Annotated in this window: 24 protein-coding genes and 1 pseudogene; 8 read left to right on the top strand and 17 right to left on the bottom strand. The window is 52.4% G+C overall.

Annotation, left to right across the window (positions count from 1 at the left end):
• Positions 1-122: 122 nt before the first annotated feature.
• Positions 123-1,273 (bottom strand): IS3 family transposase gene (locus ACZRN6_RS34575; RefSeq protein WP_106118738.1). Its coding sequence is split into 2 segments (ribosomal slippage): positions 123-1,030 and positions 1,030-1,273, totalling 1,152 coding nucleotides; the frame shifts between segments, so codons are not numbered across the junction.
• 223 nt (positions 1,274-1,496) lie between these two features.
• Between ACZRN6_RS34575 and ACZRN6_RS34580 the strand changes: the two genes are divergently transcribed.
• The 3 genes from ACZRN6_RS34580 to ACZRN6_RS34590 all read left to right on the top strand — a co-directional run bounded on the left by ACZRN6_RS34580 (position 1,497) and on the right by ACZRN6_RS34590 (position 3,388).
• Positions 1,497-1,943, top strand: a complete 447-nt coding sequence (locus tag ACZRN6_RS34580; RefSeq protein WP_106118739.1) for a hypothetical protein — start codon at positions 1,497-1,499, stop codon at positions 1,941-1,943.
• Between the two features lie 276 nt (positions 1,944-2,219).
• Positions 2,220-3,137, top strand: coding sequence for an Abi family protein (locus ACZRN6_RS34585; protein ID WP_106118740.1), 918 nt, complete (start codon positions 2,220-2,222; stop codon positions 3,135-3,137).
• Positions 3,138-3,205: 68 nt separating this feature from the next.
• Entirely contained in the window at positions 3,206-3,388 is a 183-nt protein-coding gene (locus ACZRN6_RS34590; RefSeq protein WP_016355687.1) for a hypothetical protein, read from the top strand.
• 169 nt (positions 3,389-3,557) lie between these two features.
• Here ACZRN6_RS34590 and ACZRN6_RS34595 read toward each other — a convergent pair.
• The 16 genes and pseudogenes from ACZRN6_RS34595 to ACZRN6_RS34670 form a co-directional block, all read right to left on the bottom strand.
• Positions 3,558-3,932, bottom strand: a pseudogene (locus ACZRN6_RS34595) (single-stranded DNA-binding protein); the annotation flags it as partial.
• A 62-nt stretch (positions 3,933-3,994) separates the two neighbouring features.
• Positions 3,995-4,675, bottom strand: coding sequence for a hypothetical protein (locus tag ACZRN6_RS34600; RefSeq protein ID WP_106118741.1), 681 nt, complete (start codon positions 4,673-4,675; stop codon positions 3,995-3,997).
• A gap of 21 nt (positions 4,676-4,696) precedes the next feature.
• On the bottom strand, positions 4,697-4,909 hold the full coding sequence (locus ACZRN6_RS34605) for a hypothetical protein (RefSeq protein WP_106118742.1): 213 nt from the start codon (positions 4,907-4,909) through the stop codon (positions 4,697-4,699).
• 27 nt (positions 4,910-4,936) lie between these two features.
• Complete coding sequence (locus tag ACZRN6_RS34610; protein ID WP_106118743.1) at positions 4,937-5,737, bottom strand: hypothetical protein; 801 nt, start codon at positions 5,735-5,737, stop codon at positions 4,937-4,939.
• 38 nt (positions 5,738-5,775) lie between these two features.
• Positions 5,776-6,273: a hypothetical protein gene (locus ACZRN6_RS34615; RefSeq protein WP_106118744.1), complete on the bottom strand. Its 498-nt coding sequence runs from the start codon at positions 6,271-6,273 to the stop codon at positions 5,776-5,778.
• Between the two features lie 120 nt (positions 6,274-6,393).
• Positions 6,394-8,580, bottom strand: a complete 2,187-nt coding sequence (locus ACZRN6_RS34620; RefSeq protein ID WP_463919930.1) for a DotA/TraY family protein — start codon at positions 8,578-8,580, stop codon at positions 6,394-6,396.
• Positions 8,577-9,170, bottom strand: coding sequence for a hypothetical protein (locus ACZRN6_RS34625; RefSeq protein WP_122433185.1), 594 nt, complete (start codon positions 9,168-9,170; stop codon positions 8,577-8,579). The genes ACZRN6_RS34620 and ACZRN6_RS34625 overlap by 4 nt, the downstream gene beginning before the upstream one ends.
• Positions 9,170-10,414, bottom strand: coding sequence for a conjugal transfer protein TraW (traW, locus tag ACZRN6_RS34630; RefSeq protein ID WP_464009895.1), 1,245 nt, complete (start codon positions 10,412-10,414; stop codon positions 9,170-9,172). Before traW ends, ACZRN6_RS34625 begins: the two co-directional genes overlap by 1 nt.
• Complete coding sequence (locus ACZRN6_RS34635; protein ID WP_200646056.1) at positions 10,414-13,470, bottom strand: conjugal transfer protein TraU; 3,057 nt, start codon at positions 13,468-13,470, stop codon at positions 10,414-10,416. Before ACZRN6_RS34635 ends, traW begins: the two co-directional genes overlap by 1 nt.
• A 10-nt stretch (positions 13,471-13,480) precedes the next feature.
• Entirely contained in the window at positions 13,481-14,206 is a 726-nt protein-coding gene (locus ACZRN6_RS34640) for an HNH endonuclease signature motif containing protein (protein WP_106118751.1), read from the bottom strand.
• Between the two features lie 45 nt (positions 14,207-14,251).
• Positions 14,252-14,695, bottom strand: coding sequence for a DUF6750 family protein (locus tag ACZRN6_RS34645; protein ID WP_106118750.1), 444 nt, complete (start codon positions 14,693-14,695; stop codon positions 14,252-14,254).
• A gap of 18 nt (positions 14,696-14,713) precedes the next feature.
• The gene (traQ, locus tag ACZRN6_RS34650) at positions 14,714-15,247 is read right to left on the bottom strand and encodes a conjugal transfer protein TraQ (RefSeq protein ID WP_106118749.1); all 534 of its coding nucleotides are present in this window, start codon (positions 15,245-15,247) and stop codon (positions 14,714-14,716) included.
• Positions 15,248-15,257: 10 nt separating this feature from the next.
• Positions 15,258-15,968 carry a hypothetical protein gene (locus ACZRN6_RS34655; protein WP_106118748.1) on the bottom strand — a complete coding sequence of 237 codons (711 nt, stop codon included), beginning with the start codon at positions 15,966-15,968 and terminating at the stop codon, positions 15,258-15,260.
• A 23-nt stretch (positions 15,969-15,991) separates the two neighbouring features.
• Positions 15,992-17,341 (bottom strand): conjugal transfer protein TraO, encoded by a 1,350-nt coding sequence (gene traO, locus ACZRN6_RS34660; protein WP_463919928.1) that lies wholly within the window; start codon positions 17,339-17,341, stop codon positions 15,992-15,994.
• 7 nt (positions 17,342-17,348) lie between these two features.
• Positions 17,349-18,584, bottom strand: coding sequence for a DotH/IcmK family type IV secretion protein (locus ACZRN6_RS34665; protein WP_233100707.1), 1,236 nt, complete (start codon positions 18,582-18,584; stop codon positions 17,349-17,351).
• Between the two features lie 12 nt (positions 18,585-18,596).
• Positions 18,597-19,352 (bottom strand): DotI/IcmL family type IV secretion protein, encoded by a 756-nt coding sequence (locus ACZRN6_RS34670; protein ID WP_016355671.1) that lies wholly within the window; start codon positions 19,350-19,352, stop codon positions 18,597-18,599.
• Positions 19,353-20,329: 977 nt separating this feature from the next.
• Between ACZRN6_RS34670 and ACZRN6_RS34675 the strand changes: the two genes are divergently transcribed.
• From ACZRN6_RS34675 to ACZRN6_RS34695, 5 genes are all read left to right on the top strand, one after another.
• The gene (locus tag ACZRN6_RS34675) at positions 20,330-21,592 is read left to right on the top strand and encodes a replication initiation protein (protein WP_106118747.1); all 1,263 of its coding nucleotides are present in this window, start codon (positions 20,330-20,332) and stop codon (positions 21,590-21,592) included.
• A 171-nt stretch (positions 21,593-21,763) separates the two neighbouring features.
• Complete coding sequence (locus tag ACZRN6_RS34680) at positions 21,764-22,597, top strand: hypothetical protein (protein WP_122433181.1); 834 nt, start codon at positions 21,764-21,766, stop codon at positions 22,595-22,597.
• Positions 22,598-22,784: 187 nt separating this feature from the next.
• Positions 22,785-23,714 (top strand): replication initiator protein A, encoded by a 930-nt coding sequence (locus ACZRN6_RS34685; RefSeq protein WP_055001373.1) that lies wholly within the window; start codon positions 22,785-22,787, stop codon positions 23,712-23,714.
• 150 nt (positions 23,715-23,864) lie between these two features.
• A complete protein-coding gene (locus ACZRN6_RS34690; protein ID WP_004666716.1) occupies positions 23,865-24,179 on the top strand; it encodes a hypothetical protein in 315 nt (104 codons plus the stop codon).
• Between the two features lie 91 nt (positions 24,180-24,270).
• A complete protein-coding gene (locus ACZRN6_RS34695) occupies positions 24,271-24,450 on the top strand; it encodes a hypothetical protein (protein ID WP_004666715.1) in 180 nt (59 codons plus the stop codon).
• Positions 24,451-24,711: the final 261 nt, after the last annotated feature.

A 24,711-nucleotide genomic window follows, 5' to 3' on the forward strand; every position in this document is an offset into this window, starting at 1 on the left:
GCAGCATGCGGCGGGATGGGTGTTGCGGGTCAGATTGGCTCATTGTTCAGCTCCTAGATTGTGGTGTTGGGCCACATTAACTCGGATGCACATTGCCGTCAGCATGAATCGCCCCGGATTCCCTAGACACTTTCCAGGCTCAGTAAATGTCGCTTCTCAAACTCTACCGGTGACAGCTGGTTGTTGAAACCATGCCGGCGTTTTGGGTTGTAAAACATCTCGATGTAGTCGAACACATCAGCGCGAGCATCCTGCCTGGTGCTGTAGATCTTTCGCCTGATTCGCTCCCGTTTCAGCAGTTGGAAAAAGCTTTCCGCCACCGCATTGTCATGGCAGTTGCCACGTCGACTCATGCTGCCAAGCAAGTTGTTGGCTTTCAGAAAACTCTGCCAGTCGCCGCTGCTGAACTGGCTGCCCTGGTCTGAGTGAATCATCACTTCCTGCTTTGGCTTGCGTCGCCAAACCGCCATCAGCAATGCATCAATAGCCAGGTCGCTGGTCATCTGCGGTTTCATTGACCAACCGATTACCTGCCGCGAAAACAGGTCTAGCACCACCGCCAAATACAACCAGCCCTCATAGGTGCGGATGTAGGTTATATCCGTGACCCAGACTTTGTTGGGTTCGGTGACATTGAATCGACGCTCAAGATGATTCGGCGAGGCCACTGGTGGCTTGCCGCCATAACGTCCTGGACGCCGCCGATACCCCGTCTGCGAACGCAGCCCTTCCAGACGCATCAGTCGAGCAACACGATGCTTGCCGCATGCTTCTCCAAGCTCACGCAGGTCGTCGTGGATTTTGCGGTAGCCGTACACTCCGCCGCTCTCTAGCCACGCGTGCTTGATCAGTCCAAGCAGGCGTTGATCATCCTTGGCTCGTGCCGACTTCGGTTCAGTCAGCCACGCGTAGTAACCGCTGGCATGTACTTTCAGCGTCAAGCACAGGCGGCGAACCGAATAGTCAGCGGATAGCTGATTGATGAAGGCGTACTTCAGCCGCACTCCTTGGCAAAGTACGCGGCGGCCTTTTTTAGGATGTCTCGCTCTTCGGTCACGCGCTTGAGTTCGGCACGAAGACGACGCAGCTCAGCTTGCTGATCGTCCTCTTGCGCGCGTTGCTCTTGGGGCTTGCTATAGCGTTTAACCCAGGCATACAGGCTGTGGGTCGACATGCCCAAACGAGCAGCTACCTCAGCCACCGGCAGGCCTCGCTCGGTCACCTGTTTGACGGCTTCGATTTTGAACTCTTCGGGATAACGCGGGTTGCTCATGGCACCTCCTAGTGGGCCGTATTATGAGGCCTGGAGGTGTCTACGAAACTAGGGGCGATTCAGCAATACTTTCGAAAAGTACGGAAGATCAATCGAGGGAATTGCCTAGGAAGAAGGCTCTGAGCGGAGGTGGTAAGGCTTACGTTGGTTTTTGGTTCCATTGCTCCCCAAACCCCGATTCCCAGGGTATTTGCTTCGGGATATGGTCGATAAGGTCCCCTCAATGGATTACACCGAACACGCGGCGTTGGCCATGGCGTGTGGTTGTACTCCGCCTTCGTTTGAAGGCTCAGACGCCCGGGCGCGGATCTTTGGCAAAGCTGCTTGGAACATCGTCAATACATATGACCTGAACAGCTGTTTCATGCGCTTCGACTCAGCAGGCAATGGCGACCACTACAGCTTACGGCCGCGAGGCATTGATTGGGCAGGCGATTGGGCCGTGATCCCTGCCGACATTAAAGAACTGCGTAGAGCCTACCGCGCAATGAGCCCTCTCCAGAAGGTGATGGTCTTGACCATCATGCGGCTGTACAACCAGAGCAAAGACAAGATCTACCTCACTGGTTGCCCCACAAAGATCAGTGCTGCCGAGGCGATGACCATCCTGCGTGACAACGCAGCATTGCCGGCATGGGGGCACCTGGTCACACATTACGCGGGTTGGTAGAGCCCCATGCCGGCAATCAAGCGGCTACCGCGCCTTTGGCTTGCTGGCTGGAGCCATCAAGGGCGACAAGTCACCCTATCCTGCCCCAGCTCCATGGATGCTCTGCACTCGAACGATGCGTGCTGGTAACGTCTGTAGGTCCCCTAAGTTGACGCTCGTGTCATCTCTGCGTAGAATTAGCCTCAACCACAACCTCCACGCCTCGGGCGGGCTCCGGCCTGTACTGCGCACCAGGGGGTTTCTTTTTGCCTGTAAAAAAGTGAGCAGGAAGCTCTCATGGCCCCACGCATAGCCTACACAAAACAGGCGAAAACCACGCCTCAACTGCTCGCACACCTTCTTGCCAAGGGCTTAGCTGTCCCTGATCAAGCAAAGGCGCTGCATTCCCTCGATCTAATCGGCTACTACCGGTTACTGATCTACATGCGTCCGCTACAGAATAGCCATACCAAGATTTTTTATCCGGCCGTCGAGTTCGATGACGTCATGGCACTGTACGACTTCGACCGGCGATTGAGGCTTATCTGTCTTGATGCAGTCGAACGTATAGAGGTGGCCTTGCGTGCCGCGATAACGAACACACTTGCTCCGGATCCTGCCGCAGGTCCGCACTTTTACCTCGATGCGACGCATTTTTCTAACGCGCCTGGCCACACGGCTTTCATGAAGGCTGTCTGTGACCCGAACACCGCTAAACATCAGCCAGTGGACCACTACCTCAAGACCTATCACACCCCTCCGCATGCGCCGATCTGGGCGATTCTTGAGGCTGTTACATTTGGCCCTCTATCGCACCTGTATGCAAATCTGCAAATTTCACACAGGAAGGCAATCGCTATAGCTTTTGGTTTTGACGAGAAGGTGCTTGTCAATTGGTTCAAAAGCATCAACATGTTGCGCAATGTTTGTGCACACCATTCTCGGCTATGGAACAAAAACAACCTGGTGAACGCGCCCTTACAAGTGCATGCCTTGAAAGCCGAATTCCCAAGCCATGCGGATCGAGGACGAGTGGCCGCACGTGCAGTGACTCTCGTTGCGCTATTGAGAGTGATCGACCCCACCTCTAATTGGAAGCAGCGATTCAAATCCGTGGTACAGAGCTGCCCTGCAGGCGCTCTACAAAAAGCCGGGTTGGCCGAGACAATTATGGGTTTCTCTCCTGGATGGGACCAGCGCGCATTCTGGAATTGAGGTGTGCAATTTTGCAGGCAAAGACCTGGCCCAGGTGTAGCCCCCTTGATGAACACGAGGATCTATCTGTGACAAAAGAAGAATTGCGAAAGCAGCTGCAGGAGCAGTTTGAACGTCACCTGCAGGCTAACCCTGAAGCGGTGACACTTTACGCAGCAGAGCCAGAACCTGAAAAAAGGCCTTGGAAAAAGAAACCGAGCCTGCTCGATCAGGCCTTCGCGCAGAGCTTGGCTGACATCGAGAACGGCTAACGGGCAAAAAAAAACTGCCATGGGCAGTTTTGATTTGCAAATGTGAATCACCCACGAGGGGTAGTAGACCCGTCATAACCTCCAGAATCGATGCGAGGCAAATGACCGTTGGTTAGCGCTGAAACTGCGCAGCCGGCAAGCAAGATCCAGATGAGAAACTTCATGAGGGGTTTCCCCCCTGGTCCTGCTGATCGCTCTGCGGACGTCCACCCAGCAGCTGCATCGTGCCCTGCATGTCGACAATGATTTCTGTCGTGTAACGCTTGATACCGTCTTTTTCCCATTCCCGGGTCTGCAGCTTGCCTTCAATGTAGACCTGCGAACCCTTACGGAGATACTCGCCAGCAATCTCAGCCACTTTGCCGAACATCGACACACGGTGCCATTCAGTCTTTTCCACTTTCTGGCCGGTCTGCTTGTCGGTCCATTGTTCACTGGTCGCCAGACTCAGGTTGGTCACGGCGTTGCCGTTAGGCATGTAGCGGACTTCGGGATCCTGGCCACACGTACCGACAAGAATGACTTTGTTTACACCTCGCGCCATGGTGTGGCCCTCCCTTCGAATCGTTGATGATGTAGCTGTAGCCTTGGTTTGCTGCGTGGTTTTTACGCTGGCCGCGGTGCTTTAGGAATTGCCGGTGGAGCTTCTTTGAAGTGGATGCCGTGTTCAGCCTGGCGTTCACGGATCAGCTCAGAATGGCGTTTAACCCCTACCGTCTGATCGATGCTTGCACCTGCCTCTGCGAATGAATGGAACTGACCATGCGCCTTTCGCTCGCCGTCTACCGGCTTCCCGGGAATCCCGGTGCTGTATGGGATATGAGTTGCGGTTTTGACCAGGAACACGTCGAACCGATCACCAGGCCCGTCAGTATTGTGCATGACATCGAGGCGGTGTCCGTGCACCAGGCGCCCCATCTCCCCTCGCTCGTTGAGCTGCGCGGCTTCGGAGGTGTGTTTGAATTCACGTGATGCGAAAACCCGTTCGCCGGCGATTACCCGCTCGCGGAGACGTTCGTCGCCTTCTGCAGGCGCTGCCGGCAACGACTCAACTTGGAACGCAAGGTTATGGCCAGGGTCCCGAAACGGAGCTGGAGCCTCCGGCCCTTGGTGTTGTGCCAACTGGGCGATGAGTTTTCTCGTCTGCACCAGGTGCTCCACGTCTTTGGGTTGGGCATCGATCAACCCCACCAACTCCTTGTATTCACTTCCGGTCAGCCTGTGACGTTTCTGGTCTGCGATATCCTTAAGGACTGCCTGCCAGTCTGGAACGCTCAATGCACTCATGGGTGCCTCCTTTCAAATAGCTCAATCGTTCTGAGTGGTGAAGCCTTCACGATTTGGGTTTGATCTGCAGCCTTTGCGATTACGGATCTCGTCATCGCTGGGCCTTTGCGTGTTGTCGAAGCTGAACGAGCCGTCGTCGTATTGCTCCAGGTAGCCCCAACAGCAATCCGTTTCATTTTGCCCAGGCTTAGGAGGAACCTCCCACCAAGGCTCGCGGTTCACTAATTGCTTCATATGCACCTCCGAGTTCTACGGTGGCCATCACAAATTGATAGTCGTTAGCACTTGTGAGGACTGGCGATCGCGCAGCTCGATGACGCCGTGTACAACTTCACCAGTGGCAGTCATTCCGGATGAAATCGGAATGTACAGGTACAGCGTACCCCTGAGATCGAGGGAGCCCTGCGCCCTCGCCTGCTCGATCTCCCGGGCTTTATTTTGGTCTTCGACTCGTATGCTGCAGGGGAACCCAGACGGTTTGATCTGCAGGTTCATCCCCGCAGTGTTGCGCACCGGGTTCGCCCAGCAGTATTGGCCGTAGCTGGTGATCGGAAATGAAGAGCTGGTGAAGTCGTAGGGGCCCACCATGACATTCTGCAAACCCATTCCCTCAGCTACCGAAGCGGCTTTTATCGGAAGAGAGTAGTAATCGTTTTTGCCGTACTCGCTCAGCTGCTCCTGTATCGCCGGCCATTTAGCCTTTTCAATGTCACGTCTTTTAAACGCGTCGGAGGTCGCTTGATATTCCGGTGATAACCAGCCCAGTTTCTGGTCGTTTGTCGTGCCGCTTGGAGACTTGGCCAGCACCAGGTACGTGAGTGCCTGACCGCCTGGAAGAGTGTTGAGGTCGACGTATCCACTCAGGGGCACCGAAGCGTCAGCAGGCCTCTTGAATTGAGGCTCAACTGGAGCTTTAGACTCTGTCGTTCTGCTGACTTTAGGGCTGTTCAGCAGTGATGAACCCGAGGAGGCGGCGCCAGGCGCTTGTTCTGTGTTTGGCTTGTCACATCCGACCATGAGACAGCAGGCTGCGAGAGACAGCGCAGTCAGTTTAAACTTCATGGAAAGCTCCATTCCTTTGAGTAGATCGTTCGTGCAGTTCATCCGAACAACGTATGCATATCGGACTTCCAAGCCCCTGGACGTTTGATTCTCACACCAATCTCGCGCAGGTTAGGAAGGGTTGTAACGAGTCTGAGTAACGGATGAGGGCTATTGTCGGGACTGATCTCCCAGCTATCAATCTTGTCGAAATCCATCATTACGCCACCGGTGCTGATGTCGACGTACAAGGCCTGCTTAGCCACCGGATCGAAACCAACGTAGCGGTTGTACGCAACGGAAACAGCTTCATAGCGAGGCTTGAAACCCGCACGTTTGAAGCTGTCTACCTTGCGCTCCAGGCGTCGTCGCAACATCCCTGGCACGACAGCAAATAAAAAGTACCCAAGCGCTGCGTACAACAATCCAGCCACGATCAGCATGCCTGCAACCTCAGGGTCACGGCGGTAATCGAAGCATGCGATCAAGGCGACCGGTACGACCGGCACCAGCCCCATCAGGTAAAACGGCCGAAGAATCCACCATGCAATGTTCATAATGATCTCCATCTTTCGTATCAGGTATACGATACGGAATCTATGATTTTATTCTACCACGACCTCTTGACAGGTCAAAGCCCTATTGATAACGGGGCCAACAGGCCCCGTTCGTCATTCCTAAGATCTTATACCGTCATCTGCCTTTGTCCCTTTGTTCTGTCCTCCTTGAGGTCCAGGGCGTGGTGCGAGGTGTTCCAGCTTACTGCCGAACACATTCATGGCATTTTTCATCTTCTCGTTATCATCACGGCCCATGGTTGCAGATGCGTGGCCACCTACCCAGTTGATCACTTGGTCAGGGACAATCATGATCAGGTTGAAGCAGCTATGGACCAGGTTCAAGCACATCGAGCAGTAGATGGTCAGGAAGAAAATGATCGAGAACAGACCAGTGGTCGAGTCGAACTGAGCATTAGCTAGTGCTACACCAAACAACTGGTTCAGCAGTGTGCCGCCTGCAATCAGAGCTGCACCGCCCAGAAAGAAACCCAGAACCATCAGGATCGGTCGGACCATCACATTCAGCAGAAAGATGTAGCCGTGGGTTGTCTTTTGCCCCATCCCATCGCCTTCACCGTTCAGGTGAGTGATAGCCCAGAGAGGTGCTGCGATAACAGCCTCGCCAACCACAACCAGCCAATTAACAGCAGCTCCAAACCAAATGATGAAGGGCACCATCGGCAAATAGGTAGAGAGTGTGCCGCCCAGGATAAACAAGGCGATGATGAGCATGATGATGAAGGGGCCAACAGCGCCAAGGACGCCGGAAAGTGCATCGCCCACGGATGTGACTGCGTTCGCAACTTTCGAGAACGTACCGGCAACACTCCAGCCATCCTTGACCTTTTCAAGAGTCTTGGCAGCTACGTAGCCACCAAGGGCTGTCTCGGCCGCGACCATTGTGTAATCGCCGAGGTTTTTCATCTTGATCAGAGGATTCAGCTGACCCATGCCTTCGCCGCCGGCATTGACGTCGACCAGGTAGTTGACGATCCGTTGACCTGGCGCGGAAAAGATACTGCCAATAATGCTACCTGCATCGGCCCCTCCAGCCCCTTTGGAGTAGTCACCGCTGGATTGAGTACCCAAGGTGCTTGTCCAGGTAGAGGTTTCCTGTTGAGCCTTGTACGCCGCCATTGAGGAGGCGTAGACGTTCACAATTGCAGGATCCCCACCAGAGGACATGCCGAACACAGATGCTTTTGCTGCCATAGCATCTGACAGCTTAGTGTTTGCTTGTGCGAACGTCTGGTACCAGGCACCCAGAGTCCACCATCCACCCTCTTTGATGCTTGAGTTCATCTTGCTGGCCAGCTCGCCAATATTGCCCTGCTTGGTAGCTGCGACGCTGTTGACGGAGTTTTCGTATGCCTGCGCTGCTGACTGAACTGCCATCTCCACATCAGGAAGGGAATTAGTTTGTCCTGATTGTCGTTGGATCACCGCGTTGACGAAGTTTTGCGCGCTAGTGCTCAGAGATGCCTGCATGGCCTGAAGCGCCGCAAGGTGAGCTTTACGTATGTCCGACACATCAATGGTGCCGCCAAACCAATTAGTTGATACCGCCTGAGGCTCCAGATCGCCTTGGATGTCTGCCCCACCACAGACAAAACTTGAATTCTTGAGTATGAATCCACTTTGGGTTGCAGACTGCTGGACGTATCCATTTTGGGTAACCAGAGCGCCGCTTGCTTGGGCTTGAGCTATCCCCGCATTGATACCGTGCAGGCAAAGATTTGCCTCGAAAACGCTATGCGCGAGTCCTACCGTCGACGGCATCACAGGTTGAACTACCATCGACGTGCCGTCAGTGAAAGCTTCCATCGCGCTATCGACGCCGAGATTAGCAATGCCGATACCCATCACGGAAGCACCCCACAACATCAGCAGTTGCGATAGCGACCAGCCGCTTGCTGTTGGTACCAGCGAAACCAAGCCCCAGACAAGCCGTACCGGCCCCCAGATGGTTGATTGCTGTTTATCGAAAACTGACCCGTCATGAGCGGTCCGGGTTAGCTTTCTAAAAACGATGTAGCAAGCCCAAATCGCCCCAACCACCAACAGTGCGCCGTTGAATACCGAGAAAATGCTCGCGAGGATGGTATCGCCACTGGTGTCTCCCCCTGCCAATGGGTTGTTGACCACATTCCCGTAAATCGACACCAGTGCTTCTCGGGACTTATCGCCTGTCCTTTTCGCAGCTGCTGCAATTTCGCTGATGGTTGTTCCATCCGCTGCCCGAGCAGGCACAGAAACCAACCAGGCTACAAAGAGCCAAAAGCTTTTATTCGCGATTGCTTTCATAGCCGAACTCCGCTGGTTTTGCCGATTTGAGGATTCAGCGTCTTCAACAACCAGTCAGGGTTTTCGATTTTAAAGTCGTTGAACCCGCCGTGCTCTGCCGCAGATAGGCGACGGGTAGTCAATTGCCACATCCGAAATTGAGCGCTTAATGCGAGCGCGAATAACAGAGGGGATGCAGTCGCAATCGACAGTAGGCTTTGTATGACCGTTTTCGTCGAACCGTTGATGAGCCCCATGGTGAGACCGATCAAGCCCAGCAACCAAAATATTGAGCCAGCGAGTAGCGCAGCGCGCTTCCGGCGCAAGAAGAAAAGGTGCAGTTGCTCAACAGACATTGCACCTGGTTTACGGTTGGCCATCGCTTCCTCGAACGACACCGGCTTACGTTCCGTGGACTCGTCGACATCACTGTGCAACAAAGCCTGCTTAGCTTCTGCAGACATTTCTTTGATATGCGTCCAATTCTCTTTGGTTTTAGCGGCTTCCTGCTTAGCAAGCCGCACGGTCTGTCTCATTGACCAGAATGGGAGAATGATACGCAGCGCTATTGAAGCCGCCTGCCTCGATTTGGATGGCTGTTGTTCCGTCATCAGTTGCTGCCTCCCATGTGGCCCGATACAGCGCGATATTTTTGGCTCAAGATGGGCTCAAACTCTGAACGTGCGCCGCTTGCGAGATTTAATCCGTTGATCACGTTCCCGCGCTGGACGTCGTTACGCAGCTCAAGCAGCAACCAATTGGTCTGGGACTGCACGCGGATCTGCTCACGGAGCAGGTTGTCCCCTTCCATGTTTTGCAAGTCTGCCTGGTACTCGGTATTGGCATACCGGCGTCCAACCTCAAACGATTCAAATTCCCTGGCCGACATCGTGCCCGTCGCTTTTGCTTGAGATGACGCAGTTTTGGCGTAGTAGGCCTGGGCCGAGGACGACTTGAGTGTGTCTACCAGCAAATCCTTGGTCGCTGGGTTGGGTTGGCTATCAGCAACGAGCTGGTCCTGCGGATCCGTAGCAGCCGAAAGGATCGAGTTGTACTGATTCATGAGTCCGATGTACTGCGAGCCGGCTTCACTTTCAGCTTCGCCCTTGCGCAGCTGACTGCCGATCGATCGCCGAGCTGAGTTTTGGGTGTACATCTGCGCTGCGTCAGTCTGCTCTTGGGAGAAGGTGAGATCTGCACTCTTACCATTTGGACCGGCGCCTATCATTACGGAATCAAGGCGCTTGTCAGCCCCGGGCATTGTTGTTGAAACACTCGGGCACGCGCTGGCACCGCCGTACGCGGCATAGTCATCTGTGTCGCAGTAATCAGCGTGAATGCTTGCAGAACGCATGGAATCGACCTCGCTGGGCGCGGCCGGCGAAGTCAATGCTTGAGCAATTTTGCGGTTTTCGGTTTTGCCGCCGCCACCAGACCTCATGGTTGTTTTTATTGCAGCAACACCAGCTTTGACGTCGATAGCGCCTCCGGAAGCAGATTCACTGCAAATGGCGTTGGAGACGTAGTACCGCTGACGTGCGTCCTCATAGCGTCGGTTCTTTTCCTGAGTCGCTGCGAATTCCCGATCCACGCGAGCCGCGGTTTCGACCGTGTTTGCGACTTTGCTACTGCCTTGGGTCACAGCGGTACCGACCTGGTACAGCATCGCATTCACTGACGTGGCCATCGCTCCTACTGCAGCAGTTGTTGCGTTCACAGCCAATGTGATGCTGAGGTTCGCTGTTTCCACAGCACCAACCACGCAACCGTCGCAAATCGCGTAGGCTGGCTTGGAGGCGAACATTCCTACCGTAAGCATTGCAAGTGCAAGGGGGGAAAACTTGAGTACGTTCATTAGATATTTGCTCCTGCTTTGCGGCTTGCCCGGTACTCGGCGGTCATCTCGTCAGCGAGTTTCATGACAACCGACTTCGCTTGTTCCGCGCCCGCCTGCAGCTCCAGCTGCTCGATGTAGGTTTTCGCGGTACCGAGAGGGAATCTAGCGGCGAGAACCCTACGTGCCGTCATTGAACCCAGTCGGCTGTACAGCGCTGTTCGTAGTGAAACGTCCTGCTGGGTTGTCGAAAAGGCCCACAACTCCAAGGCACCCGTGGTGTTCGTAAGGATCTGCGTGATGGTGCCCTGGTTGGTTTTGAAAATGGCGAGCATGTTCGCGCCTTCCTCAGTAGGGCCGACGCATTTACGGTGAAGCTCGCTGATGGTCTGGTCGGACACCTGAAAGGAATCACGAAGAACCTTCTCATCACTACGATTGCCGCCGCGCAGAACGTATACCGACGTTGATGCGTCCAAAAGCGGTTGAGGGAAGTCATTCATGAACTGCGAGATCGCGATAATTCGGATGCCCCATTTACGACCTTCACGGCCATCTTTAATAACGGTTTGAACCGGCGCTTCAAGGCCGTCAGTGTTGTGCCATTCATCATAGGCAATAATTTTTTGTTGCGAGGCCACATCATCTGCGCGTTTGATGTGATATTCCGCATACAGCTCAGGAACAACTTTCACCAACTCTTCTTTGCGCAGAAAGTAGTTTTTGGCAGCTAACTGTCGAGCAAAAAGATACATGCATGAGGTCTTAATAGCACCTTCAGCAGTTTTGGAACCGATGACGTCATTAAGATCGATAGAAATAACACGAGTTGTAGCATCGAGGTCGAAACGGGTACGCCCGGAAAACAAAGCAAAGCTGGTGGTAGCTACCACAAAACAACGCGACATATAGTTGAGCAAAGGTTCATTACTTTTAGTTTGGATAGATCCAAACATTTGTCGAATACTTTCGTTATTCAGCATTGCGTTAAAATCAGCCAGCACGGGTGAAGCTTGGAGCTGGGCAATTGTTGCCTCTTGGATATAGCCTGCAGCGAACAGCATGTCGGTCACTTCGTACCAGGTAGCAGTGGACCACCATTTTTCGTCATGCTCAGCCAGAATCCCGGTTTCCAAAAGGATCTTGTCTACCAACGGAACGACTTCAGGTTCGTATTGGTTTGCTCCGTTTCCGGCTCTGTCATCGTAAACCAGCGTCACTAGACGCTCGTTGACACGTGACACTTCTGCAGGAGCGCGGCCGATATCGGTATCGGTGCAAAGCAGGTTCAAAAAATCAACGAGGAATTCGCGCTCGCGAGCAGTGGGTTCGCGAGCACCGAGCTGCGGGTCAAAGGGGTTAACTGCGTAATCAACGCTGTTCTGCAGCTTAAGGTACACAGCCTCGTTTTTGCGATGGTCAGGAAGTGAGTCTCTGATGACCTGGATCAGTCCGGATGAAGATGGACCAACGTCCACAATCGTCATCAGCGGCAATTGAATCGCACCCGGCCGATGGATCGCGGCATTGTTCATGGTGTTTACAGTTACAGATTTACCAGAACCAGGTATGCCTGAAAACAGCTCGATCCAAGTGTCTTGGATACTGCTGCCCAAACCTACAGGAAAAATTTTACCCTCAGGCGTCCTGAGTATCCATGAGCCAGTTTCTGCCCACGGTGTTGCAGGTCGTTGCAGGGGAAGCATGGCCAAGGCATCTTGAAGTGGAGGCAGCAATCTGTTCGCTGTGTTCTTGGTAGTGAATGCAGGAATGGTGGAAGCAAGGCCTGCCATAGGATCGCCATGGTTCTGGCTTACCTGACAAGTGCCCCACGATTGAAGAGACTTCTCCAGGGAGGACATGCGCTGCTTAACGGTGTCTTTGTCTTCTGCCCACGTCGAAGCAGACACTTTCATTGAAAGGACGGCTTCCTCCTTTTGAAGCCTTTCCAATTCTGAAAAGGATTCACGGATCGAGCGGTTACTTGGCAGAAGGCCTACAAACCCTGAAACCATGCGACGCATGCGTACTTCATTGAGCCCGCATGGGTTCAGGTCGAAGCGAATTCGCCATGGAACAACCTGATCGACCGCGCCGAACAATTCCTTAAATGGAAGCGGATCTTGTGGTCCCAGTTCCATTCCGAAAGAGCCGTGCCAGAGTCTGTCGGTACGAATGTAGTTTCCATCCGGTTCGACATTGTTGCTGCAAATCTGGTAGCTCAAACGTGGAGCAACGAGGTCCGAATAATCGTCGGCATGCTCTGGCCCACTCGGTATGTGACGATCACCAGGAAGTGACGGACGGAACTTTTGGGAAGTACCTTCGCGGTTAATCATGATTCTGACTCGCTTCACAGCTTCATGCGCAGTCAGAGGCTTCATCATGATCCCTTTTTGGCCGTCGATACCGCAGTTCGCAAAATCATCCTGCAACCGCTTGAGCATTGTGTCGTGACGATATTTTAAGGCAGACAAAGCGAATGCAGGATTTTGACCAAACTGCGTCCGTGGAACATTGTGTTTCGCCAGGCTTTTGGTAAGTGCATTCATCTCACGCTTTTGTTCTTCTGAACTCATAGCGCTAAGGTGAGTGTACACAACGAGAATATTCTGCTCCCAAGAGCACAGAGGGTAATTACGCATTACACGGTCTAAAATTATGTCTTCAGTTTCGAGGCCGATCCGTCGGGCCGTATTGAGTAATGGTTCCGCAAGGCGCATTAACTCGTCTTTAGCGCGCTCGGGATCACGCTCAAATGAGAAGGTCAGCGAATGACCATAACGTTTCATGTATCCCGTCATACGGACTCGCAATGATTCGATCATTGCTGCGAATTCGGCCTCCGAAAGCATCTGAAATGTGCCTTGCAGGTCAAAAACGGTCAGGAGCGAGTATCCATTGTTAACCAAAGTGTACGGGTCCTTCAGATCTGGAGAACGCCGAATGTCTTCATCGGTCACACCCACTGCGGTCATCAGTTCGCAGTAGCTGGTCATGTCTTTATTAATCAGATGTCGAGCCAGGTACTCAATCGCACCTTCAACGGCATCTACGCATTTCTCCAGAACTCCCATACCCTTCCCCTCAGCTCGGCGCATTCATTATGTTGTGATACACATTTGGCCAAGATGCTGTAGGTGAAGATTTATAAGCATCTTGAGCCCATTGTTTTGCGTTTGCGCTGTAAGTACTAGGGTTGAATATCACCGCAAGATCTCTAAATACAACGGCATGAACGTCTGCACCAACACCCTCCATTTTCACCAATGCACTAGCGAATACACTTGGTTCAAACGTGCCCCAAGCAGCTTCTGTGTACTGTCTGTGCGAAGCAAGCCAGTTCAACAACTTTTTCGCATCAGATTTAGTTGCTTCATCCCCTGTTTCCAAGGCGACTAGGATGCATCGCTGCAGATTGTTAACATCCTGCGCAACGAGCCCAGGAAGGTATCCAATAAAAGCGTTCCCCTCCCCCAACTCCCCAAGATGCTGCCAGCCGTGACACAACGAATCGACGGCGCGCAAGTTATCTTTCCGTACGTCTTGGTGGTTATGGTTAATATTGTGAATTTCCAAAGTTTGCGAAGGAAAACCACAGAAGAAGCACCGGTGTTTGCTCTCACGAAGAACTTCAACCCGCAATTCTAGACTCAACGATTTTTTATTAGGCTCAGTAGCAGTTGGTTCTTTATCACCCCAAACCCTTGCTTTAGTTGACAAGTTCATACCGGGTAGTGCTGGACGTTCGAAATTTCGACCGAGCGTAGCATCGGGGACTACCATGTCTGGCTGATTATCTGCGCTGCTCATCAAACCTCCAAGGCAGTCTATAAGACTGCCTGTTGCTGCTGTTGGTTAAGGTACGACGCCTTGTTGACCAGCATCGATACCTACAGTCTCACCTGTAGCAACCATCATGAAACCAGTTGCGCCTAGTGCCGCCCCGCCTAACATAGGCCCCCAGATTTGAGTACCTGTAACTCGGCTGTTCTCGCCTTGCTGGGTTTTTTTCCACATATTCATGCCACCATATCCGGCACCACCAAACCCTAGGACAGCGAATATTTTGCCTAAGCTTTCTTTCATCGAATCGCCCTGTTCTGCTCCCTTTTTGCCCATGTCAGCCCAGCCATCTGCATGTGCTTGTGCAGCAAACATGGTTGCCATGGTGATGCCGGCACTTGCCAACATGATGCGACGCTGTACTGGGTGCTGATTGTATTCGTCAGTTTTGGTGATCAGGTGTACGTGAGCTTTACGTACAACATCACCGACTATCTCGAAAGGATTCATTTTCATAGCAACGCTCCGTTTGACTTACCAGTAAAGTTTGAATGTTTCTTGAAACGCATCAATCATCTTGTCTACGTGAACCAATCCCGCACCCGCAATCAAGTGAGTTAAAGCACGCCAGACTAGATCATCTGCACCGTTGGAAGACTCTCCATCAATGCTTGCCTTTTTTAAGAGCAGTAGTCCCTTAAAGCAGCAAAAGCCACCAGCAAGACTTGCTAGTGTCAGAACAGCATTTACGGCTTCTTTGAACTCACCGAACTGCTCCGCTCCGCTCCAGGAGATTGCGCCGTAGTTCGCTTGACCGCTGGAAAAGGTCGTCCAGACAGTTCCAATTGTTCCCGAAAGGTTGAAAAGCATGGCCCCGATGATCATCACCATCATGGTGCCGCCAGCAGATATTGGGCGTCGGCCTGGTTGAATACTGGCGAGCTGCATCTTGCGAAGCACCGAGCCTGAGTACGCGAAGCCGACCAGCGCTCCGAGGCTCCACAGTAGGCCCCACATCACTCCGGTCAGCGAATTAGCTGCCGCAATGATCATGCTCGCGAGATCCATACCTTACTCCCTACCGGATCACGCCGAGGTTTGTGACAACCTGGCGGGACACTGGATCTATGCGAAGAACGCGTATGCCGTCGAAAGCATCACCGACCTGTACAACGATTGTTCGTTGGTCATGCGCCAACCACGCTTGATCGGTATAAATGGTGTTGATGCTATATCCAGTCAAAGCCTTGGATGTTGTGACGGCAGGGACGGCAGGCTGATTTCGCGTCGCCTGGATTCTCTCCTTGGCCTTGGGAGGAGTATCAGATGGGCGTGACTCCAGCATTGCAATTTTTGCCTGAAGCTCACGAACCTGGCCCTGCAGCTCGGAAGTGATTTTGGCAAATGTCTCTATTTGGCCTTGAACCTGGATCAGCTCAATCTGTTGGCTGACTGGCGGAATTGTCCTCACAGGTTCCTCAACCGGTTGGACCGGTTTTTGGCGTTCATACGAACCGTACTCAGCTTGTGTGTTTTGGGCCCCAAACTGTTGCCCTTGTGTGATCGTAGAGTTCGAGCGGAACAACTTAGGTGCGAAGATCCAGACCGCTGCTACGAGTGCAAGCACAACAAAGAAGTGCCATGGCTTCACTTTTTCTACAAACGAATTCAAGTTCCTTTTTGGCAAAGAGTCCTGCTCCAGTTTCGAATCCGGCTCCGGTTGAGCAACGCCTGCTTTTGGGGCCGGTGATGCAAATACATCAATATCGGCCGCTGTCTGTGTCGTCATGTTGGCATCCTTTCAGCGCTGACTCAGTAGCGAGTCGAGTTCATTGTGTTGGGTTGGCCAAGGCCAGGTGTAAAGCCCGGATACCCGCTGCTCATACCCTCTTGATCACCGCTGCCAGTTGCGCTAGGTGACAAGCGATATTGTTGCTTTGGCTGTCCAGCAGGTTGACTCAGGGTATTCAATTCATCTTTCTGATTTGCTTGAATGGCATTTTTGTCCAGTGCATCACTAGCCATCACAGGGCCGATGAACTGAATACCGATAGTCGAGCCCAAAGGTCTAATAACTTGCTTTTGAGGCATGTTTGCGCCGTCATTTGCGAGAACCTTGCCTGCTTGCTGGCCAATACCACCCGCAAATGTACCTGCTACAGCCGCACCGTTCGGTGTTTCTGGATAGGTCGAAATGACTGCACCTTGGCTGGTGATAATATTTTGAGCGCTACCTTGCTCATAAAGTTGACCTGTCTTACCGATTGCAATAGCAAGTGCTGGGAGGATAATTCTTTCGAAGTATCGGTTGTTTACTTCGCCGGAGAGTGCGGTTCTCATGCTGTCTGGATCAACGGCTTTTGCGCTAATTTTATATGAGTGTCCCTTCCACTCCATGTAGCTAAACGTCATGTCTACGGTTTCGTTTATACGTTTGTAGCCCATGGCGAAACACACTGCACCTGCGAATGGCCCGGTTGCGATCTCCGCACGTACCATCGAGTTTTCGTCAGTGTCGATCTCAGTCTTGAGAATAGACGGGGCAAGAGTAAACCCTGGTACTACCACTACGTCGGGATCTTTTTGACTCGCGGCCCCATTAGCGCCGCGTTGATTGCTTGCAACCGTGCCGCCCGCACCAGCCATAGATGCTGGCATGATTGATTGAGCATAAGCAGATGGGGTAAGAGTGGCGTCTTCGCTCGACTTACCCAACCCGTGGGGCTTCTCTCCCCACGCGGACATCAAACCTTTTACCTGCTCAGCGATTTGTTTGTCGTACTCTTTGTTACGAGTTACGACTTGTTGTTGTTCCTGGGGTTGTTGGTAATAGTAATTAACCTGCTGAGGTTGCTGCTGCTGTCCTGAACCAGGTGTGACCGGTTTAACAGACTGTGCAGACATCACAGACATGTACGAACCACCGTTTGATTCGGCTTGTTGTGCGTTTGCTTGGTTATATCGGTTAAGTACCTGACGGTATTGTTCGCTTTCTTCTGTTTTAGTGCCTTTAGCGTCCGTCGTGATACCCCGAACGGAAGAATTACTTGAATTGTGATTTTGCAACCAGGTATACGCCAGATAGCCGCCACCAATGACCACGACAGCTACTACGGCTACGATAACCTTGGTTTGGCGACCAATATCAGCTTGAGTACTCATATGGACCTCAGTTGATGTCTAGTTGGAGGGTAACTGACTGGCCCATTTGAGACAGGGTTACGAACGGAGTTGCTGGAAGCCGATAAACTTTGGTTCCATCTCCTGAGGACAGACTTTGATCAAACGCTGTTTGAATATCTTGCTGCGTACGCACGAAGATGTCGCCGTTGTATTGCCACACTTTTGTGTGCGTTGGCACGTCCCCATGTGCCACCACTGCTCGGGCATCCTTGGGTGGAATTCCGTCAAGAAAGGCCTGAAGGGTGTCGTCATATAGAGCGATTTTACCTGGCCCCATCAGCGGTGCTTTAGCGTAAGGGCCTCGGCCGGGTATCCGTACGTCCAAGCGAGCATCCACGATTCTGGATTTCTCGCCTTCACTGTCAGGTTCACCAGTCACGAGTTTTATGACAACTGGTGTCGTCGCGCCTTGTAGAAATAGAGCGATATTTCCAGATTCGTAGGAGGATGTCGTTGAAACCACAACTACGTGCGAACCCTGCATCCACTCTGCTGTGAAGATGTCATCTCTGGAGATCCGTGGTGTGATTGCCAAAGGCCAAGGTGCCCCTGTTGAGTCGAGGATAACCAAGTTCGATATCTCACCAGGCATTACACGTAACACTGGTAGTGACGCGCCCGGGCTTAGGTCGACAGAGACACTCGTGATTCTCGGGATGGCTCTCACAGGCTTATACGCCTTCGCCTTCCTCGTGTTCTCAAGGCTTCCCCGCATTTCGCGAATTTGTTCTGGAGCGAATGGAGCTACAACTTTCATAGCTTCATTAAAATCCGCTGAGCCCTCTGGAGCGTCCAAGGGAGGCATGGGCGCAACACCATTCTGCTGCGGTTGAGGGGCAGCATTTTGCTGCGGTTGAGTTGGTGCCTGACCCTGTGGCTGGCCACCTACGGCGTAGTTCGCAGCGCCGTAGTTAGTTTGCGGAAATGCATTTTGCATCTGCGGATTAACATTTGCATTTGTTTGGCCAGGCTGCGCAGGAAAATTCGCGGGGGTGCCCGGGCCTTTCACTTGCACCCATTGTCCAGGAACTGGAGGTGCTGGTTGCTGTTGCTGTTGCTGTTGCTGTTGCTGTTGCTGTTGCTGCCCCGGTTGCGGTTGCTGCATTGATTGTTGCTCGGCTCCAGGGAGCATTGCACCGCTTTGCGGAGCTTGAGCATCTTGCGCAAACGCTGTGTTGATTGCCAAGACAAGCATCGGCACTACAAGCTGAAATGGTTTCATATTGGTCCTCCCTTACCGGGGCTTGATGACGATGTTGTCAAGGGCCACGCCTACAAGTGAATCGAGTGTTGGAATCCGAGTTACAGTCACGAGAGCAATGAAGTTCTGAGCGGGTTGTTCAGTTACCTGCCCGGTCAGCTTGATCTCGATTGGAAGCTCTACCTTTCGAACCCAGATGTTATCGACAAGCCGGTCACTAACGATCACGCCTGTACCTGCTGTGACAGTCATGTTCATGCGCTTGGTCTTGATCGAGTCCAGGTATCCGCCAGCTTCGAGCTGTTCCAGGAATTGCTTAAAACCTTCGCGAGTCCAATCAGCACGAGCGTCCTCCAGCTGGCCGCGGTACTGCTGAAAATTGATGGTCAGTGAGCGGTTGATCGCATCGCGAGCGAACTGGATTACGTCTGCTGATTTCAGGTATGGCTCTGAAAGTGGTACCAGACGAATCACGCGCGTCCCATCAGCTGCAAAATATTGACGATCAGGATGGACCGCGAACCAACCGAGCATTCCATTGAGTGCTATTGATGCAACGAGACCCCATGTCAAAACCATGTTGGACTTCGCAAGGGAGCCCGAAATGTTGCTGAGGCGCTTGCGGTCTTTTTGCTCCTGAACCATCGGGTCAATAGCGTCAACGTTCTGGTGCAGCGTCTTCACGAGATTGAGCAATTCTTTCTCATATTCCGTGCGACCTTCTTCGTTGCCGGCGCCTGCTGCAGCTTCGCGCTGAACGTCCGATGTAGGCTCTCGCAATTCGGTCATTAAATCCCCTCCGTTTTCCGTATTCTAACCATGATGCGGAATCGGTCAATAGCTAATGTTCAATGTTGACAGCCTTAAATCAGGGCTCGCGCACAGAACGGCCTTCTCAAGGTGACTACGATACGGAATTGCCATTGATGGCACATTGCCGGTAAGGCGCCGGTTTGGACATTCGTATATCACCGACGTTTCATTAGAGGAGTCGTATATCGCCGACATTTATCTTCGCTTGGAGGCGACAAAACCCCCGCGTAATAGGGGTTTGATCGCGGGGAGCCGGGGTATTAGGGGGGGAGTGGCTTGCCAATGCTCTGGAAGGGTGTTTTGAGGGGGTTTCGTACATCGGCGACAAAATTTATTTGCCTGTGGATAGGCTCGTATATCGCCGACACCTCAGGTCGTATATCGCCGACGCTTTCGTCGTATATCGGCGACGCCCCTTTCGTATATCGCCGACACACGGTCAACCCCGAGGTTAAGAACCACGCGGCCTGTAGCGATCATGAGGTATGCATAACACGCGCACGTTGCTTTACAGATTTAACAAAAAAAAAGATTTTATAACTATGTGGAAAATGCTGGAGGCCACGTCGCACGCGGGTTCCAGAGGGTTGACGTAAGCTTTTGCAAGCTCTAGCCTTCGCCGGAATCTAGAACCACAGAAGTGTTTTTTTAAGAGCCTTTAGGGATATGTAGACCCCCCTCCCCTCTTTTCCGTGGATGCCGTTGGCTTCTAGAAACCAAACAAACCACTCTGAGGAGATCGGCCTTTCGGGCTGAAGAACAAGAGTACGAACAAGCATCCTGGCAAACGCCGGGCAAAAAAAAGAGCCTTCACGTCTCATCCTGGCAGATAGTCGACGTGAGGCTCACCGATTAGGTAGCTCGATTATGGACACCTGCGCCTTTGCGTGCAAGGTACACCGCGATTTTTATCGCGCTGAAATTACCTTGCTCCTCAGTACGGATAATCTGCTTTGAATCAGGGTAAACCTGGTGCTCTGCAGACGCCTGTCGACCCACGTTTTTTCGTTGCTGATACAGCCCTCAACAGAGTTTTTGAGGAGGCTTCGTATCTGGCCAGATGCAGCGACAATAAAACGGCTATGCGAGTGCGTCCCCGCGAGCACGCAATTCGCTATCCCTACATGCAGGTAAATCGCCTAGATCGAGTCTCATGGCTCATCTTCGATCTGGATCACGCTAACTCCCTAATTTGGGACGATGCCGGTCTCCCACCTCCGAACCTGATTGTCCGCAATCGTCATTCAGGCTCTAGCCACCTCTACTACGCGATCATTCCGGTTTGTACCTCGGATAGCGCCCGGGACAAGCCAATTCGCTATATGAAAGCCATTTACAAGGCTTTCGTTGACCGGCTGAAAGCTGATCCTGAGTATCATGGTGGCCCTGTCGCTAAAACGCCGGGGCATCCCTGGTGGCATACGAGGGAATTACACGGCAACGTCTATGAGCTCGCCGATTTAGCAGAGTGCGTTGAGCTTGAACCGGTTACCCCATGGGGCAAAGGGCCGGATATGGATGCCGTGTCGCATTCTCGGCACTGCATGCTGTTCGAGAACCTCCGTTTTTTTGCATACAGCATTGTCAACAACGAGCGCGAGCACGGTAGCTACGAGCATTTCATGCAGCGTCTTACCGCACATGCCCATAACAGCAATCAGTTTGGTGGCCGTGGTGCCTTCCGTGACGACTTGCCCCTGTCCTCGATCCGATCCACTGTCCGATCAGTCGGCCGTTGGACCTGGAATCGCTACACAGGTAACAGCAGATGTCATAGGGGCGTCATGGAGCTGGACAAGTCTACTCCCCTCGCAGAGCGGCAAAAGCTCTCAGCAAAACGTACCCATGAAGTACGTCATAAAGCCACAGAATCCAAAATCCGCGCTGCGTGCCGTTCTCTGCATAGCCAGGCTAAACCTTTAGCGATCGCTGCCATTGCCGCCCTATCAGGGATCACCAGGCAGACGGTGGCCAAGTACCGACATGTCATTAACGAGACACGCTCGAATGTTGTTGTTGCGCTGCAACCGCCCCTCACGACGTCGACCCCTGCAGTACCGAAAACGCCAGGCAGGTCGAGCCAGGTGAGCAAAGTGATGTGTGTTAAGCATGGTGCCAATCAGATACCTGCTGGTGGGGTTTCGACCCCTAAGGGGGAGAAACCCCACCAGCTCGCTTTGATTGATCCTTTGATTGTCTCAAGTGACAGTTCCTAACCGTGACAGGGAGTGTTTCGGCACACTGAGCACCTTGATCACCAGAAACATTTGTCTTTGTTAGGTTTGCGTATGTACGTACGTACGTATGTTTGGTACCATAATCCTATGAGTTTCGTCACGACGCTCTCCTGGCGGCTACCAGGTAAATGTTCTAGGAGCAGGTATCATATGAACCAGTTACAAATGGGTTTGTTCTTTGATGAATCCAGTGTCGATATCGCTGTCAGCGAATCTGGATCTTGGAATTTCCCCTCTTTCAACCTCCGTGAGTATCAACGGCTTGTTACCGAGGCTCGGGCACACATTTCTTCCGTTCCACAAGAATTGATGCCCTTCTTTCTTCTTGGTGTTGAGGCCAGTGAGCAATCGCTGTCCCAAGCATCCACCGATGATCTGCGGCCTTCTCAGTGGCGCGCTGTTGCGCACTTTAATGACAGCATGTGGCTCGAATTGAACGTCGTGGCAACAAGCTTTGAAGGTTCAGGTGCGGAGTGCAAGGTTCGTACTGCACCTCGATCCAAGGTGATAGGCGTCTATGTGGAAGGTGTAGGTTCAATCATCGTTCACGGATGGTTGAGTACCGGTGATTGCCGCTACTGGGCCGAGTTTCTGCCTTGGCGTTCCTGTTTTTTCCGGCCCAGTTTTCGTGACGGCGTTTCTGTCATTCCTGAGGTGTACTGCAGGTGGGAAAATGCCGTGTCATGTATGCAGTTCTCCTCAGCGGGCGACAAGGTTCCGTCTGTCCCCACAGTGAAGGTAAACGGCCGTGAGTATGTCGTTACCAGCGCGGTTTACAGTCGAGAATATCGTGAAGGCGAAGCATGGGCTTTCGTTCGACTTCGCGATTGGGCAGGCCCGAGCTTTACCTATGACCAGAACATCAAAGAAATGGAGGCTGGAAGGAAGGAGCGTGGTGATCAGCGTGGTACTTTGGCTAAAATCCGCGGAGAGATCTGTGTGCTCTCCGAGATGGTCATTTTAGCGGATCACTCATCTTTATAGATCTGAGGTAAAACAAAGCCCAGACGGCGGCTACCGATCTGGGCTTCTACCAGGGTGAACTCGTCTAGGAGCGTCTGGATTCTTCCATGATAGCGATTCCCCGACGACACCTCAACAGAGTGCGGCTGCACGGTCCGCCATTCAGTTCCCATGTAGACTGCAGTGATCCAGAGAAGAAGATTTAGCTATGAGTGATGAAGGCGAAAAGAAACCCAAACGCGGCCGTAAACCGAACCTGGTCCCTTACGTTCAGACGGACATGTTCCAGGCCAATATGGTTGAGTGGCCGGTGAAAGACGACCTGGCCAGTATGGAGTTTCCACTTTTCTCTTTGTCCACAATTCCTGATACCGCCATCCGCGAGTATCACCAGCCAGGTACCAACAAGCGCGTACGAATCATTCCTCCCGTAATCGGCGCCGCAACGGTTTTCGATAAAGATCTGCTGTTGTTTATCGGATCCCAAATTATCGAAGGTCGGAAAGCGGGTTTGCCGATTTCAAACACGGTCAAATTTGACTCTTATGATTTTCTCATTGGCACAGGTAGGGAGCCAGGAGGAAATGCTTACGTGAACATTCTGGACATGCTCCGGAGGCTCAAGGGTACGCAGATCGAGACAAACATCGTTACCGGTGGCGAGGAGCAAACCAAGGGTTTTGGCTGGATACATGACTACACCATCACCAAAAAGACCGGGAACGGCAAGGGTGTTCTTGAAGGCATCGTTCAGATATCAGATTGGATGTACAAAGCCCTCCTCCACTATGAGGTTTTGACGATTGACCGGCGCTATTTCGCTTTGAGGATGCCCCTAGAGCGTCGTTTGTATGAGCTTGCTCGCAAACATGTTGGTAACAAGCCAATTTGGAAGGCAGATATCGTGCTAATGCAGCAAAAATGCGGTTCTACGCAAGATCTGCGTTATTTCAGGGCTGATGTGCGCAAGATCATTAAACGTGACTCGTTACCTGATTACAGAATGGCTTTGGATACGAGCTGTAAGCCTCATAAGATCGTGTTCTACACCAGGAACACCAAGCTTTTGTCTGATGAGCTGGTCGCCTCTGACAAAGCTGCTTGGTTTGAAACGCTGGAGCGATTTAAGCCCGCTTAGTCGTATATCGCCGACATTTAGGGGCTGCAGATGCAGCCTTTTTCTTTGTTCATTGTTTACATACGTACGTACGTACGTATAATGAGCTGGCAGCTTAATCGAGCTGCACCCGGCGGCTACCGGGGAAGAATGAAGTCTAGGAGTCTGCAAATGAAGCGTATACCACTGCGATCTGTTGACCGTGATGACACCCAGCACCTGCAAGATGAAATTGAGAAACTTCAATCGGCTCAAAACGTCATGCTGGAAGCGAACCGGGCTTTGGAACTGGGTGATGAGCTAACCCTGATTCGTTTAGGGCTAGACCCTGCTCGAATCGCAGAGCTAGAGCAGCGTCACCTAGCTGGTAAAAAGGGGTTTCCGGACTATGTGATTCGCAATCTATCCCACACCATCCAGCAGCTGCAAGATTACCGTAGAGCATCTGGTCAGCACCGTTCCGACAAGGAAGAGCAAACTGAGTAAACAGTCGTACTTCGTGTACGTACGTATGTATTTGCGTACGTGCGTACATGTATAATGGCTACTTGTGATCAGTCAATTTTGAGGAACATGTATGAAGGCTCAACCATCCGCTGCAACCCAAAAGGGTGAAGCCCCTACCCGATCCCATAAGACTATTAGCCTTCGTACAGATTTCAACGAACGCTTGCGCGACGAAGCTCATAAGCAAAAAACAACAGCTTCAGCGCTCATTGAAAAAGCCCTGGCTGAAATGTGGGGAATCCAACAATAAATTCTGGCCTATCGGTTTAGATTCAGTTGTATGCCCAAATACTCAAAGCTTGAGCGATACGACGGGCTTTCGGGAAATGTCCCGGATCCTGTTATCGCTCAGATGGCTGGAACCACTACTGAAGCTGTCCGTGCTCGAAGAATCAAGCTCGGCAAACCTGCGTACTCCCCTCCCCCTCCTCACCAGGATGCCCTAGCGCTCCTTGTACCTTTTCTTGGCGTCTACCCCGCCACAATGCTCGCACGTGCGGCTAAAGTTCCT

This window comes from Pseudomonas sp. A125 (genome assembly GCF_055409485.1).

Coding starts and splice junctions, on each gene's coding strand:
- ACZRN6_RS34640 (WP_106118751.1), bottom strand. CDS start 14,206: ATGAGCAGCGCAGATAATCAGCCAGACATGGTAGTCCCCGATGCTACG.
- ACZRN6_RS34685 (WP_055001373.1), top strand. CDS start 22,785: ATGAGTGATGAAGGCGAAAAGAAACCCAAACGCGGCCGTAAACCGAAC.
- ACZRN6_RS34670 (WP_016355671.1), bottom strand. CDS start 19,352: ATGACCGAATTGCGAGAGCCTACATCGGACGTTCAGCGCGAAGCTGCA.
- ACZRN6_RS34600 (WP_106118741.1), bottom strand. CDS start 4,675: ATGAGTGCATTGAGCGTTCCAGACTGGCAGGCAGTCCTTAAGGATATC.
- ACZRN6_RS34665 (WP_233100707.1), bottom strand. CDS start 18,584: ATGAAACCATTTCAGCTTGTAGTGCCGATGCTTGTCTTGGCAATCAAC.
- ACZRN6_RS34615 (WP_106118744.1), bottom strand. CDS start 6,273: ATGAACATTGCATGGTGGATTCTTCGGCCGTTTTACCTGATGGGGCTG.
- ACZRN6_RS34625 (WP_122433185.1), bottom strand. CDS start 9,170: ATGACGGAACAACAGCCATCCAAATCGAGGCAGGCGGCTTCAATAGCG.
- ACZRN6_RS34695 (WP_004666715.1), top strand. CDS start 24,271: ATGAAGGCTCAACCATCCGCTGCAACCCAAAAGGGTGAAGCCCCTACC.
- traQ (WP_106118749.1), bottom strand. CDS start 15,247: ATGGATCTCGCGAGCATGATCATTGCGGCAGCTAATTCGCTGACCGGA.
- ACZRN6_RS34610 (WP_106118743.1), bottom strand. CDS start 5,737: ATGAAGTTTAAACTGACTGCGCTGTCTCTCGCAGCCTGCTGTCTCATG.
- ACZRN6_RS34580 (WP_106118739.1), top strand. CDS start 1,497: ATGGATTACACCGAACACGCGGCGTTGGCCATGGCGTGTGGTTGTACT.
- ACZRN6_RS34645 (WP_106118750.1), bottom strand. CDS start 14,695: ATGAAAATGAATCCTTTCGAGATAGTCGGTGATGTTGTACGTAAAGCT.
- ACZRN6_RS34680 (WP_122433181.1), top strand. CDS start 21,764: ATGAACCAGTTACAAATGGGTTTGTTCTTTGATGAATCCAGTGTCGAT.
- ACZRN6_RS34620 (WP_463919930.1), bottom strand. CDS start 8,580: ATGAAAGCAATCGCGAATAAAAGCTTTTGGCTCTTTGTAGCCTGGTTG.
- ACZRN6_RS34655 (WP_106118748.1), bottom strand. CDS start 15,968: ATGACGACACAGACAGCGGCCGATATTGATGTATTTGCATCACCGGCC.
- ACZRN6_RS34690 (WP_004666716.1), top strand. CDS start 23,865: ATGAAGCGTATACCACTGCGATCTGTTGACCGTGATGACACCCAGCAC.
- ACZRN6_RS34585 (WP_106118740.1), top strand. CDS start 2,220: ATGGCCCCACGCATAGCCTACACAAAACAGGCGAAAACCACGCCTCAA.
- ACZRN6_RS34605 (WP_106118742.1), bottom strand. CDS start 4,909: ATGAAGCAATTAGTGAACCGCGAGCCTTGGTGGGAGGTTCCTCCTAAG.
- ACZRN6_RS34635 (WP_200646056.1), bottom strand. CDS start 13,470: ATGGGAGTTCTGGAGAAATGCGTAGATGCCGTTGAAGGTGCGATTGAG.
- traW (WP_464009895.1), bottom strand. CDS start 10,414: ATGAACGTACTCAAGTTTTCCCCCCTTGCACTTGCAATGCTTACGGTA.
- traO (WP_463919928.1), bottom strand. CDS start 17,341: ATGAGTACTCAAGCTGATATTGGTCGCCAAACCAAGGTTATCGTAGCC.